Origin of the sequence: Schlesneria paludicola DSM 18645 (genome assembly GCF_000255655.1) — a bacterium.
Taxonomy (GTDB): Bacteria; Planctomycetota; Planctomycetia; order Planctomycetales; family Planctomycetaceae; genus Schlesneria; species Schlesneria paludicola.
This window is the reverse complement of sequence record NZ_JH636438.1, coordinates 1-19,861: the sequence shown is the minus strand read 5'-3', so window position 1 is coordinate 19,861 and position 19,861 is coordinate 1. Positions and strand designations below refer to the sequence as shown.

Sequence of the window (19,861 nt, the reverse complement as noted above, 5' to 3'; positions counted from 1 at the left end):
GCGATGCCGCTGCACACAGCAGATTGAGGCCATGACGTTGCGACGCCTGCGCAACACGTGATCCACTCTATCGAACGTGGCGACGGCCATCGATCGAACGGTTTTGCGTACGCCATTCGCAGACGGCGAGATCGAAAGTGATGAAGAAGAGCCTCGACTCGTGACCATCGGAAGTCGGGGGAAAGAAAGCAACTCCGTCCCATCAACTCACTTGAACAGTCTTCGTATCGTTTTCAATCCCTAGACAGCAATAACGCAACGGACAATCCGACTTAACCAATTTGTACAAATGCACAGATGACACTGAGCGGCACTCGAAGCATTCTCCGAAAAATGAAAAATCAAACAAATCAGTCAAATTGTCAAAAATTGAAAAGTCACCGCTTGCGAGGACTCATCCAACCCGTTTAACCTGCTTAAGCCAACCTCTCAATTCATTCATTGCTTCGGGTTTCCTAAACCCTAGGTGATCATCAGGCAAGACGCCGGATGCAAAGACTCGGCCACTTGGACTTGGTCGGCGTGGACTCGGAGCGCTCTCTCTGGGCAAAACGTGGTTTTTTCATTCAGACAGTTCGTCCTGATTCAAATCCGCAGGGAATACACATGGTCCTCAGTTCATGGCTGACCTCACTTGTTGCACGAATTTCCGCCACCCGAACCGCATCGCGTCGCCGACATCGACGGCAAGCCGATACGAACGTCGCGTCGATCGTCGAATTGCTCGAACAACGTCGTATGCTGACGCCGGTACTCCCTAAATTCGATGCTCCCTATTTGATTTCAGAAACGACTTCGCAGTTTCCCTATCCCACGTTCAATCAATCGATGCTCGGTCAAGCGATCACGAGTATTCCTGTCAGCACGACGGGGACAGCCCCTGTCGCCAGCTATACGCCGGGGAACATGACGATTACTGGCGGCAATACCGACGTCAACAAAGATGGGAATCTTCCCTTCGGTGTTCGAGTTGTGAATGGCCGAGACCAATTGTACATCACCGATCCTGGTGATCTGGTTCTTCGCGCCAATCCCACATTCACACTCACTCTTACCGCGACAGACAACGCACTGCCGACCCCGGCAACGGCGACAACCACGATTACGGTCCAGCTTTTGGGAGGGGTCAATCACGTCCCAATCATCCCCCAGTGGCCGTACACCGACATCATGAACCCAACGTTACCGAACCCCTCTATCCCGAACCTGCCGAAGTCGGCGCTCAATGTTCTTCAAATCAACGAAAATAGTGCGTATGGAGCACGCATTCAGGCGACGGTACCGGGCGGCTTCAACGGCGTGACAGCATTTGATCAAGATGCTTTTGACAATGACCCGGTGACAGGTTTGGTCGTCGGAACTTATGAGTTTGTGGGCCCCGTACCTGGATTCGACGCCGACCATCCCGCCTTCTCAATCGATCCCTTCACGGGTGCCATCTATGTCATCGATCCGACATTCCTGGACTATGAGGCCCGCGCCAAAGCGGGGGATACGGCCAATGTCATCGGAAATCTGGGTGAGGCTCCGAACATCCACGTGACTTTCCCGGATGTCATACTTGATGTCCGCGTCAAGTTCACCGATCGACAAGGCGCCTCGTCGAGTACAACTCAGTTTGATCCGTTCACGGGTGCGCAATCAATCACCGAAGGATCGCATATTTATATCCGGCTACGCGACGTCGGCGAGACTCCGCCGGATGTCTCGAAATCAACAAAGTCACTCAGCGTCAACGAGAATAGCCCACCCGGGTTGATCCTTGGCTACTTCCAATTGGTCAATGGGTATCCCAACTTTACAAACACGCCAAATCGCATTGCCGCATCAGGCTATTGGACCGATGCGAACACTTTTGTTCCATTCGATCCGTCCGAACCACAACAGCGAAATAGCTTCTACATCGTCGGCGGCAATACCTATCACGACCCGACCAAGCCAGCCAACGACACATCGACCGATATCGTTGACGTGTTTGGCATCGATCCGAACACAGGTGCCGTTTACGTCAAGAATCAACTCGGCTTGAACTTTGAACTGCAGAATGTCTTCAGCCTTCAGATCGCTGTCATGGATGACAATCCCGATTCTGATCGTTTGGTTTTCGCCGTTCAAAACGTCCAGCCTTTGACGACGATCGCAACGCTGAACATCAACGTAATCGATCTCAACGAAAATACGACGGTTCCTAGCGGTCAAGTCTTCAACCTGCCCGAGAATTCCGCGGACGGCACGATTGTTGGCACAGTGATCGCCAACGACCCTGATTTGCAAAAACCGAATGGACTGGGAGAACTGGTCTACTCGATCGTCAGCGGAAATCGCGTGACAATACCAGTCAGGAATGACGATGGGTCACTCAAGACCAATCCAAACGGGACGCTGGTCACAAAAACGTACGACAACATTTTCACGATTGATCCCAAGACCGGCGTCATTAAGGTCAAGAACGAACCGATCCTCAGTGATTCGAATCTGAAGAATAGCGTGCTGCTCGACTTCGAGAATCAGCCCACATTTTCGCTCGTCGTCAAGGCTGTTGACCGCGGTGATGCCGCAACATCCGGCAACGCGACGGTTCTGATTAAGCTCATTAATGTCAACGAAAAGCCGCCGACGATGCAGCCGGGTACGGCCACAACGGTGGAAAGCACTGCGGCCAATCCCCTTGCTGTTGGCCAATCGATCATCAACATCGCAGCAACGGTTGGTGAAACGAACAACCGATTTTCATCAATGACGATTGTCGACGGAAACTTGGACAACGCATTCCAACTGATCCCAGACGATCCGCTCCATCCGACGATTTGGCGTATCGCCGTGTTGACCCCGAACGCGATCGACTACGAACTCCACAAACAGTTCGTCCTGACGATCAAAGCCACAGACAACGGCAGCCCCGCGCTTTCGACTTCGGCGCAGTACACGATCAACGTTGTCGATGTGAATGAACAGATCACAATCGCCAATCAGTCGTTTACGGTCAACGAGAACAGCGCGAACGGGACAACCGTTGGAACAATTCTTACGGACGATCCTGACAATCTGAATGGACCAGTCCAAACTGCGACATTCCAAATCACCGGTGGAAACGTCGGGAACGCTTTCTCGATCAATGCCCAAGGTCAGATCAAGGTCAACAACTCAGCGGCTCTCGACTTCGAGACCACTCCAATCTTCACCTTGATCGTCAGCGCGACGGATTCAGGTTCACCTGCGACGACGACGCAGGCGAATATCACGATCAACCTGAATGACCTTAACGATGCTCCAACTGTACCGACGCAAACGTTGTCGGTTGCCGAGCATAGCCTTAAAGGCACACTCGTTGGCAAGGTCACAGCAATTGACGTCGATCGTCCGGCGCAAACATTGACCTACACCATTGTTGACGGCAATTCATCAGGCGCGTTCTCGATCGATTCGAGAACCGGCAACATTACCGTCAACGACCCTGGCTTGATCGACTTCGCGACCAAGTCAAGCTACCTCTTGAAGGTCACTGTCTCCGACAATGGATCCCCTTCGAAGTCGGCCACCGGCGACGTCACGATTCAATTGCTGGACAAGTCAGAACCGCAATTGGCGGATAAAACGGTCCCGCTCGCCGACACCGCAGCGATCGGCAGTGTTGTCACGAAACTGGTCGCGACCGGTGGAACGACGCCATTTACTTATTCCATCCTCGGTGTCACTAGCGATTCCATTTCGGGCGCGAGTCCCGCAAACGTATTCATGATTGACCCCAGCACAGGCGAGATCAAAGTCAAAACGGCAAGTTTCAATTACAAGGACACCAAGTCATATACGTTGAAGGTGCTCGTGGTTGACGGCCAGTCACCGAGCCTGGGTGACACGGCAACGATCACGGTTCAGCTCACTCACATCAATGTTGCACCTGTCTTGAGTGGAATTGAAACCACACCGCTGGCCTATACCGAGAAGAACACAACCGTTCTGACAGGAGCGATCGTCGCAAGCGATATTGACAGCAGCAACGCCAAGCAAGCCGTGATTCAGATCACGAGCAACTACCTGAATGGACAAGACCAGCTCTTGTTTACGAATACGGCGTCGATTACCGGTTCATGGAACGCCAGTTCCGGCACCTTGACGTTGTCGGGAATCGCCAGCCTTAGTGACTATCAGGCCGCGATCCGGTCGGTGACCTACAAGAACCTGTCATCGAATCCCAATACGACGTCACGCACCGTCAGCTTTACGATTCGTGACGAGCAGAACCTCGACAGCAATACGGTGAAGCGCGATATCAAGCTGACGGCGGTCAACGACGCTCCGGTTCTGGCATCCTCATTGAGCGCACTCAGCTACGGCCTCAGTGCCGGTACTTTGGCAATCAATCCGCAGATCACGGTGAATGACGTCGATAACACCACGCTGTCGAACGCTACGATCACCCTCACGGGATTCACGACGGGAGATCAGTTGGGCCTTGTGCTCAATGGGTCCACGATGGGCAACATTTCCATCGTGAGCAATGCCAGCGGAATCCTGAAGCTGACCTCATCGGGGGGAACGGCAACACTGGCGCAGTGGCAGGCCGCATTGCGGGCGGTGACGTTCACAAACAGCCTGACGACTCTCACAACTACCAGCAGAACCGTCAGCTTCGTCGTCAGTGATGGGTCAGCAACCAATCCAAACAGCAACACATTCACGACCACAATCAATATCAAGGTCGTCCAGATCTCTGGAATTGAATCCACGATGCTGGACTATACCGAACGAACGCAAGTTCCCGTCTCGGCGACCATTCAAGTCACCGATCCATTCAACGCGAATTTGCAGTCGGCCACGATCAAAATCACAGGGAACTACATTCGTTATCAAGACTTCCTGCTATTTACCAATACGGCGAAAATCACGGGGAGCTTTAATGACGTTACCGGAACGCTGACATTGACTGGAACGGACACCGTCGCCAACTACACGGCGGCCCTGCGGACCGTTAAGTACTACGACCTGCATCCGAATCCCTCACTGGCAACGCGAACGGTGGCGTTCAGTGTGACGGACGCTGGTGGATTGTTGAGTAACGTGCAAAGTCGGGATATCAAGACGATTCCCGTTGAGCAGCCTCCCGTCGCTTCAACCACGGATACCACAACCTTGGTTTACACCGAGGGTTCCACCCCAGTCGCGGTCTTCCCGAACATGTCTGTGACTGATCCGGAAACCCCCAATGCCATGGGCGCGACGATCAAGATCAGTGGCAACTACAACGCCCAGGGAGCAATCGACAAGCTGAACTTCGTCAATACGGCAAAGATTACGGCATCGTGGAACGCGGCGACTGGAACATTGACGCTGACGGGCGTTGATTCATTCAGCAACTATCGCGTCGCACTGCGCTCGGTCACGTTCTCGAATTCGTTCAATGCTCCGAATCCACCAAATCGAACGATCACGGCAACAATCACCGACCAAACCGGTCTGGTGAGCAACTCCGTCAGCCGTGCGGTGCAGATTACAAAAATCAATGCACCGTCAGTGCTCGCCGGAATCGAATCGATTCCGCAAATTTTTAAGCTGAACGACCCCAACACCCCAGCACCATTCGTGTCATCAACGATCACGGTTGCCGACAATGACAGCCCGCAACTCAAGGGCGCCACGATTCAGATTACGAAGAACTATATTTCGACTGAAGACAAACTGACGCTGGGCGGCACCAATCCGAAAATCACGGCGTCCTGGGATTCTGCGACAGGCGTCTTGACGCTCACTGGCACTGACACGGTGGCGAACTACCAGGCCGCCCTGCGATCGATTATTTACAATAACTCCAAGTCCTCACCGAACGTCGCGACCCGGACGATCACGTTCAAGGTGACCGACACGACCGATGTCCCAAGCAACGCGGTCAGTCGAGATATGCAGATTCGGACGACGAACGTCGCTCCAACTCTGTTGACCAATAGCTCTGGCGCCACGAGCTTTGTCGAGAAGGGCGGTTCCGTCGCCATCGTTCCCGGCTTGACGATCAAGGATGAAGACAGCCCCTACATGATTGGAGCCGTCGTCAAGATTACGGCCAATGCGCAGCTCGTACAGGAAGCCTTGCTCTACAGCAAGATTGGAAACATCAATGGTGTTTACGACAGCACGACGGGCACCCTGACCCTGAGCGGCAAGGACACGGCCGTCAACTATCAAGCCGCACTGCGATCAGTCCGGTACTCGAACCTTCGAACCGCACCGACAACGTTGCCTCGGACGATCTCGATCACAGTCAACGATGGCCTGGTGGCGAGCAATACGGCAACACAGATTGTGACTGTTCAAGCCGTCAATGATCCGCCGGTGATCCAAACCAATTCGTCATCGCCCGTTGCATACAAGATTGGTGGCGGAGCCGTTGCAGTTGCGCCAACGGCAACGGTGACCGATCCAGATGACGATTTCTTGGCGGGAGCAACCATCAAGATCTCCGTCAACTATCAGCGAGGGGTTGATATCTTGTCGTTCGTTAATACGGCAAAGATCCAAGGAACATTCGATCCCCAAACGGGAACCCTCACTTTGACGGGAACGGACACGGTCTCGAATTATCGTGCGGCTATTCAGTCTGTGAAGTATCTCTATGGTGGATCGGCTGCTACGACAAAGACCCTCAATTTCCAGGTCACCGACGGAAAAGCGACAAGCAACGTGGTCTCGCAGAACATCTCCATCAACCCTTAGGAACAGGCCCGACGCTTGAACCAAATCCCGTGGCCCGGTTGCTCTCTTGAGGGCGGCCGGGCCATTTTTACTTGACCACCTGCGAAAAAATGTCTGGAGCCAGAGCAGACAACGGGACTCGGAGCCATCAAAATCGTGTCGGATCAACATCTTCCACCGAACCGGCACTACAATGCGTCTGAAGCAAACAATTGGTTTCTCGCTGCAATTCATTGTTCTCACCATCACACCGTTGATTTCGTGGTGGCAAATTCAGTTTGGCTTCAAATTGATCTGGATGCCTGGATTGCTGGGGACTGCGGCAATCCTGTTCTGGATTGGAACTCGATTGCGAGAATCAACCTGACGGAGAGTTGAGCATGAATCCGGTTTCATGGCCCCCAGTACGCCCCCCCAGTAACGAAGCGACAATGACTTCAATGGAACGTGCCAACTCGCGTGATCACTACTGGTTGAGTCTCCTGGTGCGTGAGAATCGACGATCGTTGACGCTGGCAATATGCCTGTTGTTGGGTGCCTCTGTTTCATCGACAATCTCTGGACAGCCACCGGCAGCGACTGGGCAGCCACGCATCATCAAACGCCCCTTTCGTGAGAACGTTTCACTTCCAGCGGACAACAATCTGCCAAAACTCTTCGGGACGATTGAAGACCTGCTGTCAGAATCGCGCTGGACGGAAGCGATTCGAATCCTGCAAGAGCTCGCGCAGGCGGAAAACAAGTCACTTGTGCTCGTCCAGCCTGGGCAACAGGGGGGGATTGCGACTTACTTAAATGTGGCCACTCGCTGCAACGTGTTGCTGTCGCGCATTCCAGACGTGGGCCGAACGGCCTATCGGCAGAAGACGGATGCACAGGCAAGGCGCTGGTTCGAAAGCTGGCAACGCTCGCGTGATGAAGCCGAGCTACTCAAGATTGTACGACAGGCTTTTCTCAGCAGTTACGGAGATGATGCTCTCCTTGCACTCGGAGAAGTCGCATGGGACCGCGGCGATTTTTCTGCGGCGCGGATGTGGTGGGAACAACTGATTCCATTGCCTGACCGCGCCGATGCAAGCCGGCTGCCAACCGTACTACGATATCCGGATTCAGAGGCGGACCAGCCGACCGTTCTGGCGCGGATTGTCATGTGCGCAATCCTGGCAAAAGAATCCAATCGTGCGGCCGATGAATTGGAACAGTTTGCGACGCGGTATCCGCTCGCTGAGGGCCGGATCGCAGGGCAAGATGGGCGGTTCGCGGAAATTCTGCGACAGACATTTGAAAGCTCGAAGGGATGGACACCGAATCAATCGGCTGCAGAAGTCAGAACATTCGGCGAGTCAGCCGCGCGTTGTCGAGAGATCGGCGATTCAATTGATGTCGGCGCGATCCGCTGGGTTCATCCATTGCCGATTAGCTTTCTGCCACAAGTGAATGACAAGCTGCCGTTTCCCGCCGAACCACTCAGTTATCACCCTGTCGTCTTCGATCAACGACATGACAAAATCGTACTCCTCAACGACGCGAACACGATCCGTGCCTGGAATCTTTTGACCGGTGAACCCGCGTGGCAGTCCGAGGGGCGTGATCCCGCGGCAATTTATTCCTCGTCCTTGGATGATCGCGCCGTCGTCACAGAACGAAACTGCGTTGGCACCCCGCACTATACGATGACAATTGACGAAGGACGGCTGTACGCAAGAATGGGATCGCCCGTGACGTGTCCATCGACGTCAGAATTGCGGCCTGCGCGCGCCTCTGAGCTTGTTTGCCTTGATCTCAATCAAGAAGGAAAGTTGCTGTGGAAGTTGACGGCAGACGATCTGTTTGTTGATGACGACTCCTGGCAGTACGAAGGTTCGCCAATCATTGTTTCTGGGCGGGCGTACTTCGTTGTCTGTCGCCGTCACCCCCAATTGGAACTGATGGTGGTTTGTGTGGATGCCGACGATGGACGTTTATTGTGGAAACGCCCTGTCGGTTCCTTCCGCACAAGCGTGGAAGACAGCCAGAACAGAATCAGCCACTTGTTGTTGACGTCCGGCGGAGGGCGCCTCTTCCTGTCTACTGACGCGGGCGCAATTGTGGCGCTGGATGCTCAAGACGGTCGACTTGAATGGGCGCTTTCCTACGAAAGTCGCACCGACGAATTGCTGACTTTGCCGCGCGACTTCCGACGCAAGGCGTCGCTGATTCCCGCGATCTATCACGCCGGACTCTTGTTCGTGGCACCGAATGACTCGACGTCGGGATTCTGCATCGAAGCCGACTCGGGCCACATTCAATGGCAATTTCCCTACGCACAAGAGACGGCTGCAGGAATTCCTGAAACGCTGCAACGAAGTCGTCAGGAATCACAACTTCAAAGTCGCGAGTGGTGGCATTTGCTCGGAATCGTTCGTGGTGGTACGCAAGGGCGGTTGATCGCAGGTGGGAATTCCTTGATGGCGATCGATATCGAAACCGGACAAATCGCATGGTCCGCCCGATCCGGTGGTCACGGCTTGAAACCTGGATTCGGACGGGGCTTAGTGAGTGACCACCAAATTCTCGTGCCTCTACGCGAATCGATCGATGTGTTCGACCCCAAGACGGGTGTCCAGTTGCAGTCAATTCCCATGAAGACTCCTGATTCCGATCAGCGGGGCGGCAACCTGGCATTATCGGGAGGCGTGCTACTCGTCGCCCAACCCAATCGGCTGGCAGCGTACGGCGAATTTAGCGCAATCAAGCAGCGGATTGACGCAGAACTGACTGCGCGCCCCAATGACCCCGCACTGTCAGTGCAACGAGCAGAGCTTGCGGGAATCGATGGACAGTTCGATGAAGCCAAAGCCGACTTTCGAAGGCTGCTGGGCACCATTGATCCGACATCCGAAAGTGACGAGCTAGTCCGACGGAAGTTTTCGAAAACGTTGCTCAAAAGCGGAGACGCCAATCTGCTTGCCGCCAAATTGCCTGAAGCACGTGATGACTGGAACGAGGCTCTGGCGGTCACGGATCTGCCCCAGTCGAAAATGGAACTGCTCTTCAAAGTTGCAGAAGTCGAAGCGTCATTAGGGCAGACGGAACAAGCTCTGGCACATCTGCAACAAATCATCCTCGACGAAACGATGGGATCGAGATGGCGCGTCAATCAGACAGCCAGATACGATGCCGTGACAGGCATCGAAAACATGCTCCAGAAATTGGGGACGCAGCCCTACCACGCAATTGAATCGATGGCGAACCAGGAGCTCCAAGAATTACAAGGTCCGTCTGACACCGCTGGATTGAAGCGCCTCATCGCGAGATACCCTCACGCCGAGGCGGCGGCGAAAGCGCGACAGCAATTGGTCGAATCCTACCACAAGTCGGGCGACATCTTCGAAGCATGCGCCGTGCTTGAAGCACTGCGTCGCGATGCAGCGAGTGACGATGTGGTGATCGACGCCACACTGTCCATGATCGAACTGCTCACGCCCACAAAGGCAACACACGTCCGCAATTCCCTTTGGCAATCGTTGGCGTCGCGACCTTCATCGAAACGCGTCACGTACTCGGGGACGACGCATGACCTGCCGGAATTGGTCAAATCGCACCTCACGGCTTCAAATGATTCCGAATTCATTGCCCCCGCACCAATCGAGAGAGTGTGGTCCGAATCGCTGGCACCAGATAGCCTGATCGTGGTTCCCGAACGCCAGCCAATCACCGATGAACTTGCCGCCGTCCTGATCTGCACTCCTCACCCCAAAACCCCCAACACATGGTCCTGGCGGTGTCATGATTGGAAGACGGGACGGATACGCTGGGAAGAGACAGCCCCCGATCCCATTCACAAGGCGGTCTGGTCCCCCTTCCACTTGCTGATTGCAACGCAGCACGGATGGCAGGCACGAACAGCTGATCGCGGAGACAGGGTCTGGGAATTCGTTGTACCGAGTTCAATCGAGCCCATCGTCGTCGAACAATCGGAGATCACGGTTTGGCCTGGGACGTTTAGTCCCGAATTGGGACTGGAACTTTTTGCCCCTGAAACGGGTCAATTGACAGCGCGATTGAAGCCACCTGGACACCTGCATCATGTGGTGGGAATTGTCAATCTTTCGCAAGTCGCCGATCAACATTCGCAGGGCCCACGCTCGACCGCTCATCAAGTGCTCAGTCGTGGCGAAAGCACGACATTGATCGCGATGCAGACGATTGAACCCACCCGCGCCTGGGCCGCAATCGCTCAGTCACCCATGAAAACTTGGAGTGTCAACACGCTTTCGCAAGGAGGCGACATCTGGTCAAGATCGCCAATTTGCCTGCAGAACACGCTGGTTGCCTCGATGTCGGAACATCGCATTGCGGGATATCAAATCGATCCATTGTCATTGCGATCAGACGCAACCCGGCAAGGCAACAATTCTCATCGGCCATCGACATCGGCCTCGTGGATCAGCCGTGATTTTGCGTATGCCTTCGGCGAGCCTTACGCGTTTGCGGACGAGGACCGATTGTTTGTCATCGCGGACAATTCACAACTGATCTCTCTCGATCCTGCCGATGGAACTCGCAGGTGGATGACGTCGCTCGCGGAATTTCCTTTGCAGGACCCTCCGCGACAAGTTGCACTCAACGAAGGCCAAATATTTGTAGCGTCTCAAGGTCTTCTTCGCTCGATCTCGCTTAGGACCGGCACAATCACCTTCGAAACGTACCTTGGCAGTTCATCGGCGCAATGGAAGACCGTGCTCGTCCAAGCAACTCGCAAAGCTCCAGCCCAGGCTGAAGTCTCAGAAGGCAACTTGCGGACATCGTCTGGCCGATCCGTCGTCGCCACCTGGCCTGCCAGAGAAAGTGCACATGAACGGCACTTTGCCTGGCTGTGCGACGCGAACACCGGAATTCCATTGCAAAAAATCCGTACCGACTCTGAGCCAACACACTTCATCGTGAATCAGAATGGTCTCGGGATTCTCGCGACACGCCGCAGTCTCATTGGACTACGGTCCGGGATCTCGAAAACCACCGACGACGTTCGGTGATAGCCCGCAATGCCCCTATATCGCGGGACGTTTCGGATTTGCTAATTCTGGCGACGCGTACAGGAAATGCGTTCGAATTTGGACCTGTGACGGCTACACTCAACAGTGGTTCGATTCTCCTGGAACAGAAAAATCGATTTCATTTCCACCGTCGCATCCAAACGAACGAAGTCTCCCCGCTCGTCGTCTGGAGTTCGACATTCGAGCGTGGCATTGCGTTATCCAGGCCAGAATCGCTTGACGCACTCTTCACGTAGAGAAAAGGAAGACTCGGATGACACAGCGTTCAACCACAATCAGCGAAAATCAATCCCTCGATTCGACGTTGCCAGTTCAATCCGCCTCCACACCATTGCCTGGTCGCCACGAGTTGGAGTGTCTGATCCAGCGCGGCCTGCAAACCGTTCCTGGACTGAAGTTCGCCAGGCTGTCAGTTCATCAATGCGCACAGGGTGTCTGCCTGGAAGGGCTGCTGGAAACGAACGAAGAAGGAATCGACCTCTGTGATCTCGTGCAAGAGATTGCAGGCGTGCAAGTGATCAATCATGTCGTCATGCATCCCTGCAAACCGAAGTAGGGGTGAGAAACTCGCTTTTCGATAGAAATTTCAAACGGCTAGCATTGAAGAATGTCACGAAGCTGGATCAGATCGGTGATCAATCGGTCCGGTCGGATTGCAGGATTCTTCAATTCTTCGAGCGAAGCCTGAAGACTTAGCTTTTCGCCGGCATAGAGGACGGTTCGAAAGCCGCAAGATTTCGCGACGGCCAAGTCGCCCTGCATTCGTGTACCAACATGCAGAACCTGGTTCGGTTCGATCCCGATCTGGTTGAATCGCAGGATCGACTGTGCGTAAAGGGACACGGATGGCTTTCGAATCCCCCATTCGTACGACATGGCATTCAGAGAGTCTGGCAAGAGATCTCTGACGTCTGCCAATGCACCTTGAGCGCGCAATGCTCGGGTCAATTGGACAAGTGTAAAGCACTGAGCGTTGTCGAGGACCGCTTGGCGAAATCCCGCCCCAGCCAGAATTGTGAGCGTCGACAAGGCATGAGGCAATGCTTCCACTCCCTGCAACGAGCTGTGAAAAAAATAGGCGATCTTCTCGGAGAAGGCGTTCAGCTCACCATAAAACGATTCGTCGTATTGGTAGTCTTTTTTATTGAGCAGGCCGAGCATCTTCTTCCACACGTGGGCCGAGTCAACTTCTGGGATATCGCCTTTGCGATTCCCTGACCTTAAGCATTCATCTTCGAGTGCATTCCGATATTTGGGCAGGAACGAATCCGACGGCTTTCCAGGTCGCCGAGTCATACTATTCCACATATTGAATTCGTGAATCGTCTTGTCGATGGCCACTTCCATCCGAATCGTCTGCGGATGCTGAAACAAAAGTTCGCCATCGGCGATCCTGAGCAGCGTGCCGTAAGCACTCCACGTGACAGCTCGAATGTTTTCAACTGGTTTCGTGGAAGGTGTCGCGTTGATCGTTTCGCGGCTCGGTGCCGATGGCCAAAGCAGCTTCCGCTCCGCCAACCAATCTGCATATTCTAAGAGTGTTTTAGGCATTGGATTGTTAGCGCCCTGACATCAGGCTTTGACAAAAACACCGATCACGCTGCCTCTCGCACAAGTTCCAAAATGGACGTTCTTGAATCCCGTCTTCGTCCGCACGATTCGTTGAACTGCGTCAGGGCGCGTGGCAGCCATGAGAATTCTATCCTCGCACGGGCAAGGGTGCGCTCGCAATCACATTCGACTCAACTCGATGAATCCGACGATCGCTCTTGATCCAAGGGACAATCGGGTGCCAATAAATCAGGAGCGTCGGGTGTATAACTCGTCTTATTGGGCTTATGACACAAGGGACAGTAACGATGTTGAATTCGCCGGCCGTTTGGAGCCGTCTCCGTACGTTTGACGATACAGGGGACCTGACAGTCCACGCAAATCGGACGTACAGGCAGCGCGTACCATGGTATCCAATTTCGCTTGGCGGGAGTTGTTGACATATTCATTCTCCTGAGTTGAGACGGCAGTGAGATTCATCCGGAAAGCAAGCATCACTGCTGCCGGAAGTGTTTCGATGAGGTTGCGTGCAGACGCGTCACGGCCTGCTGAAATAACGAGACGTAACCGTTCACCGTCCAGGGACTGGCTCATTTTCCCGCGGGAAAGAAAAGGGCTCTCGGGTCGAAGCACAGTGGGTTCCAATGACCCGAGAAAATATGCCAGCCCCCTTTTTTCAACAGGCGGCCAATCGCCTTTGGAGGCCATGGGGATCGGCACGCGTTTTGATCGTCGGTCTCGTGACAAATCCATCGCGCGATCTCGACACGCGTCTCAGAATTGCGCGACGACAAAGTCTCGGATCGACGATCTATCTATGACTCGAAGACACTCACTTCTTGACCAAATCGATCCCAAATCCGGTCGAGAAGTGCCTCGTCATCTGCCGTCAGAAGATCGGGTGTCTCATTCAATTCATACTCCGATTCGAGATTCTGGATTTTCGCGGAAACCAGATGGCGGCCCTCGTCTGAAGGCAACCACTGCTTGCCTTCGGACAGCTTCGGTCGAGCGGCTCTCTCTGCCACGTAGGCAGCGAGGACTTTCCGCGACCGGCTATTGCGACGAAGGTCGAAGGTCGCCTCAAAAGGCCCGCCAAACTTCCTCCACCATTCACGGCGTTCTGGCGTCAGCATCATTTCGGAAATCTTCTTGACATCTCCGAATCGATCATAAAAGTCCGCAATCGTGGCGAACTCTTCATCCGTTGCGTTCTGCCGCGAATCGATGACCTCCCGTACGTTCCCTTCGTATCCAAGGCGCGCCCAAGCGTAAAACCCTGCATCTCTTTCACCGTCGGGCATCACGTCAGGCAACTCTGTGCCGTTTCCTGCGGCAAATGCTTCAATACGATCGAACTTGAGCGCAACGGCCATTTCAACTTGTTCAGAGAGAATCCGAGTCGCGATTCCTTCCGATTGAACTTCAGAGCGAACTTTGAGGCTTACGTTGGTCATTGAGTCCGCGCGTATCTGACGAATCGCAAGATAGTCGGGGTGTTCCACAACCACTTTGGCATGGTTACTTCGAACAGGAAGAACATGCACGCGTGCTCCCGGCTGTGCCCCCACAAGGCCACTCCACTGTTCGGATCCCATCGTTCTGCCAAGAATTCGATTGAGGACATCCGGCTCCTGAATAAAAACATCCACTTGCTTCGAAGTCGTTGCACTGATGGAGGGCTTCGATTCAGGTTCGGGATCGAGAGACCAACGATCGAGTCGCGCTCGAACGCTCTCGATCAGGTGGTCTCGATATCGGGGTAGCGGAACAACGCCGTATTCGCGATGCAATGCCTCCAATTGAGATCGAGACAACTGAAAAAGTGCATTCGCAATTTTCGGATCAGAAGTCAATGCCGAATCGGGCTGTCGCAGAACGTTCGAAATGAGTTGATACGCAGCCTCATTGGCTGCTCCCGAACCACGATGCACAAAGCGACCTCGCTCATCGCGCGGGTGCAATTCAGGATCGAAAGTCTTTTCGCTCGATGAAGGCGTTTCCTCGAGCCAGGGGATCAGAGCCTCGCCGAATCGCCCATAGAGGATTTCGACAATTATCTCGAGATGTCGTTCATCTGACTCGCCCGAATCAATCTGGACGAACGCAGGATCGTCGACGATTCGTCTCGGTACTTCGGCCTTCATCTCCGCGGAGACAGCGTAGCGTTGGAGCCTCTGAGACTTACTGGAGTTCTTGTCCTCGTTGCGATTGATTGGATCGCGATCGGAAGTGGAAAACGAGTCATCGAGATCATTGACATCGTCGGTTTCAGAGGAGTTTTGCCGAATCTTTCCACTCCCGCCGCCTTCTCCAATTCCCACCAGTTCTTCGCCCAATGGTCCAGGCAACGGAGGCATGCCACGAACGGCACGCCATTCGTTGCGAGTTCGAGTCTTTGCCGCAAGGTCATTCTGCAACTGCCGCTCAATCAACTCCGTATCGTCAACCGTGTCCGATTCGATTTCGACAGTCAGCCCTTCACCGAATTGTGGTGCCAGATACTCTGTTTCGGACTCGGCAATCATGTCACACAGCGGTTGAATCGCCGCATGACGCCAAGCCTTCATGCTTGCGTTGTAAGCGGCATAAGCGCCCGGTTCTTGCAAACCGACAGCCACGGGTGGCGTTTGGTGAAGAGCCAGAATCGCCGCTTTGAAATCCTGAAAGCCTTCGGAGTAACACATCTCTTTGGGGCTAACGCTTAGCGGTGTAATCGAGGTTCCATTCTGAGCCACCATGACTCGCCCGACGTTCGTCGGGCCGCCATATTTCGAGCTAATCTTCATTTGCAAACGATCGATCTCGTCTTGATCTGGCGACACGTCGGGGGGCAAGTTCCAGACGATCGAGGGATCAATGCCATTGCGCAATTGGTGAAATCGAGCCGTGTCGACCGCCTCGCCCGCATCCACCCATTTCGCTCCGGCCGAGAGTGGACTTTGGCCATCATCCAAATACCAGGGATGTGGCAAACGAATGACTTGCACCTGCCGCGCGTCGACAATCTGTCCAAGAATCCGATACCAGCTTGGACCGTCGACAAAGCCATCGCCCACGATGGGCGTATAACGCGACGCGACTGGGCTGATCCTCCAGCCTCCCGCAGGAAGTTCTTGCGTCGGACTGACAGGCGACGCCATACCCGTGGGAATGACATACCGCTCGCAAGTCATCCCCGCCCTGTTCGGAACATTCCAGACCAGGCACGTTCCTGTCAGACGTATCTGTTGAGCTTGCCGGTAACGAAAGCTTGCACCACTTTCATAAGGATTCGGTCGTTTGAGCAATTGAACCAGCGGATGCTCAGAGGACAATGAATCCGTTTCTCGATCATCGGCTCCATATGTCGATTTCCATTGCCTGAATGATCCACATCGTCCCGCAAGCGATTTTCGGCGTGCTTGACGCTGGACCTGGTGGCAACTATCCGCGAACACCGTGACGGTTGCCCCTGCAACCTGCGCGGCGATCGCATGAATGGCAACGTAGTTGAACCCCGTATAATGCGCCGTTTCCTCTCGATGATCAGACGCCCATCCGCCAGGTGAGGCCCCTCCGAGCGCGGCGCGAACGCCGACACCGAGGCTTCCGAGTGATTTCGAAGTGCGACGAGTCCATCGTGCAAACCAATTCATCAAACTCATATTTAAGGTCACCTTTCACGACGACATTGCGCTGCGCAGACTCGAAACGTCGAAATCAAAGCTCGCCTGCCATCACTGGCAGCAGGTTGAATTGGCGGCGACGATTCCGTTGGCCTTCACGTTGTCACACCCTTTTCAAGTCTCAGTGAAACCCGTTCCCGAGGTTTTCACGTTGCTGGAACGCAACGCGATCGTGTGACCAGGGGCCGGCGATTGGTCATCCGTGTTGCCCGCGCGTCACCCACCGTCTTAAAGACCGACAACAACTCGCTTCTTTGAGGTCAGTTCGTTGAATGCGTCGGACAAAGCATCAACTTCGTCATCCGCCATGCCCTTAGCAGGAAACGCGTCAAGTCTTTGCAGCAGCCCTTGATTCCAAGGCCCTGACAAGATTTTCACATTGCCGACATTGAGCTGGGCGGCAAAACCGGTTGCTCGAGTCACCTTGTTGCCAGTCACAGGGATCGTTTTCACATGATGGCCGGCAAGCATGATTGTCATCCGCTGCGCTTCGCTCTTGCCCGCAGCCGCTGGGTCTTGCGGTATCCGAATCACGCAATCTCCATCAAGATCCGCCGTCTGTCGAATCACGCAGTCGCGATAGCTCGCCTCCCACTGACCTCTTTGAATATCTGCAATGTAGAACGTGCCATCGCTATCGCGCCCCAACTTGACACCTACGGTCCAATCGCCAGCTCCATCTGTCGCAGCCAGATCCCAAGCGCGACACATCCGTAGGGAAACGGGCAGTGCCTCAACGATTTCGACTCTTCCCACCTTGAAAAACAGACCAGACTGAACCTTGGCATTCCAGTTTCCTTCTGCCAGCCGTTCACGTTCGACATCGGGCAGGGCGAGCAAGTTCGCTCGATACGAAGGATCACGCTCGACAAGAGTCGGATTGTCCGAAAGCTTCGCGGGGATGAATGTCAGTGATTTCGGCTGAGCAGGTTGTCGCTCATCGTTTTCAGGCAAATCATCTCGACCAAATCGGCGAATCAATTCGCCTTTGGATTCACTCCAAATCAGCTCCCCTTGTCGTCGGATGAACCACCTGACAATCCCTGATCTCTCGGGAATCGCATATCCACTGGATTGATCAATCCACCAGGCAATCAACCGATTCACCCATCCGCCAATGGGATCATCTGCCGGGGTTGGATTGGTCGTCGCTCGCACATACGGTTTGATGCCGCACGTAGATCGATTGCGTGACAGCAGATAGAAGAACTGAGATTCAGTGAAGTGGGTGAGTTCGTCGAAGCCCAGCAAGGCGATTTGAGCCCCCTGCCATGACAGCTTGTCGTGTTCATGCTGCAAATGACGAAATCCAATATTCGCTCCACTAGGAAACTTCCAATCCAGCGTGTGCTTCGGCGTCGCCTTATATGGAGGGTAGATCAACATCGATTCATCCCACAGTCCACCCTCATTCGTGATTTGATTTGACGTTCGTCGAAAGATCACCGCACCGAACTGTGGATTGCCAATATGCCTCAAAGCGTCCGCAAGCAGAGCCCACGTTTTTCCACCACCAGCTTGACCTCCATAAATTGCAATCTCCGCCTCGGTGGCCAGAAACTGCTGTTGCGGTCCCGGGTGAGGCAGGGGCGGCTCTGTTTTTGCTTTTTCTTCGTCCATATTCTGGCCAGCACGAGTTCCATTCGGGCGTTTACTCACGTCACGGACTGTGTCACGTCAGCGACGACACTCATCGTTCCAGTGAGCGGTGTCTGAATCAGATTGGCCGAGTGAACCTGCAAGTCCCATACGAAGTCACTCGTGGCCAATTGTGCTGTCACGCTTGCATCAAGCTCCAAATCCACCTGTCCGGTGACTTCGTCGCGAACAGTCAGTGCACCCACCACGGGCGAGGCCACTTCGTGTCCGTTGAGCCGGACAAGTCCGACACCCTCTGCGAGTTGCACAACAGACTGTCGATCGCTGTCGTTGATGTTCGCTTTCACCGTCAGTATCAGCTTCAACCTTGATGCAAGACTTCCCACCAGGGGGAGAGAGACTCGCAATGTGTCTCCCCGAATTACTGCGATCAACAATACTTCTTGTGAAACAGCGGCAATTGCTTGAGGAACGACAATCGACAACGGGGGGATTCCGGAGAGATCAACACTGATATCTCCGGTCAGAGTTCGACTTTCGGCCGACCACACGGTTCCCGCAACGTCTTGAACGTTCACATGCACCGGTGTTGCAACCGAGCCAACTTCGGCAATGTTCGTCGTACTCGCTGGTGCATCCGGCAACCGATTGGTCCGTTCCTCAATTGTCTGCACGCCACCCCAAAGTTGATTGATGCCGCTCATGATCCAGTTACCAACGGAACCGGGCAGATTCAGCACGACGTTGAAATCCAACCCCCAGAACGTCGTTGCGATCGCAGTGCGGGCCGTCGCATTGGGCGAATCAACGAGATCCATCTGCGAGCCAGCTTCAGCTGGGTTGGCAGGAATCAGATTCGTCTTTCCGGTGATCGCCGTGAGTCCCGCTCCTGCAACGCCAAGCGTTGTGCTGATTGCAGAAACCGCCGTGTTCGTTGAAAGACCTGTCTGAATCTTCGTCACGCCGTCCGCCTTCAGCGATGCAGCATTAATCGCATCGGTGGCGATGTCCCCGGCCGCAATCGACGCGGGGAACTTCAGGGTAGACAATTTGGGCTGGTAATTCGAAAGTACAGTGGGTCCGTATCCGACAAGATCCGGCACGCCCGTGGCGGTTCCATTCGGCGTGTAAACGCCATCGGGACCGGCTCCGCTCGCTGTCGTCCAGTACGCCGCCCCAAGCGTGCCTGGGACTGCGGAAATCACCCACCGGTCATTTGGCAGGTCGTACCAAAGCCGCTGCAGCCCGCTGGCGTTCAAGTAAGACGCGCGATTCAGGTAGGCGCTATAGATCGTCCACGCTCCATTAGTCGCTGGCACC

Annotated in this window: 8 protein-coding genes; 4 read left to right on the top strand and 4 right to left on the bottom strand. The window is 54.3% G+C overall.

What is annotated here, in order from left to right; genetic code table 11:
* Positions 1-606: 606 nt before the first annotated feature.
* From OSO_RS0139885 to OSO_RS0139865, 4 genes are all read left to right on the top strand, one after another.
* Positions 607-6,705: a cadherin domain-containing protein gene (locus OSO_RS0139885; RefSeq protein WP_010588287.1), complete on the top strand. Its 6,099-nt coding sequence runs from the start codon at positions 607-609 to the stop codon at positions 6,703-6,705.
* A 172-nt stretch (positions 6,706-6,877) separates the two neighbouring features.
* Positions 6,878-7,051 (top strand): hypothetical protein, encoded by a 174-nt coding sequence (locus OSO_RS51255; protein ID WP_157606233.1) that lies wholly within the window; start codon positions 6,878-6,880, stop codon positions 7,049-7,051.
* 13 nt (positions 7,052-7,064) lie between these two features.
* Positions 7,065-11,702 carry a BamB-related PQQ repeat family beta-propellar protein gene (locus tag OSO_RS0139875; RefSeq protein ID WP_040594024.1) on the top strand — a complete coding sequence of 1,546 codons (4,638 nt, stop codon included), beginning with the start codon at positions 7,065-7,067 and terminating at the stop codon, positions 11,700-11,702.
* A gap of 274 nt (positions 11,703-11,976) precedes the next feature.
* Positions 11,977-12,279 (top strand): hypothetical protein, encoded by a 303-nt coding sequence (locus tag OSO_RS0139865; RefSeq protein ID WP_010588284.1) that lies wholly within the window; start codon positions 11,977-11,979, stop codon positions 12,277-12,279.
* Between the two features lie 38 nt (positions 12,280-12,317).
* Here the strand turns inward: OSO_RS0139865 and OSO_RS0139860 are convergent, their stop codons facing one another.
* From OSO_RS0139860 to OSO_RS46960, 4 genes are all read right to left on the bottom strand, one after another.
* Positions 12,318-13,274: an HAD family hydrolase gene (locus OSO_RS0139860; RefSeq protein ID WP_010588283.1), complete on the bottom strand. Its 957-nt coding sequence runs from the start codon at positions 13,272-13,274 to the stop codon at positions 12,318-12,320.
* A gap of 815 nt (positions 13,275-14,089) precedes the next feature.
* Entirely contained in the window at positions 14,090-16,921 is a 2,832-nt protein-coding gene (locus tag OSO_RS0139840) for a phage portal protein (protein WP_010588281.1), read from the bottom strand.
* A 249-nt stretch (positions 16,922-17,170) separates the two neighbouring features.
* Positions 17,171-18,601 carry a phage terminase large subunit gene (terL, locus tag OSO_RS0139830; RefSeq protein ID WP_202800045.1) on the bottom strand — a complete coding sequence of 477 codons (1,431 nt, stop codon included), beginning with the start codon at positions 18,599-18,601 and terminating at the stop codon, positions 17,171-17,173.
* The coding region (locus OSO_RS46960) for a hypothetical protein (RefSeq protein WP_040594022.1) at positions 18,598-19,861 on the bottom strand (1,264 nt) is incomplete at its 5' end. The genes terL and OSO_RS46960, both read right to left, overlap by 4 nt.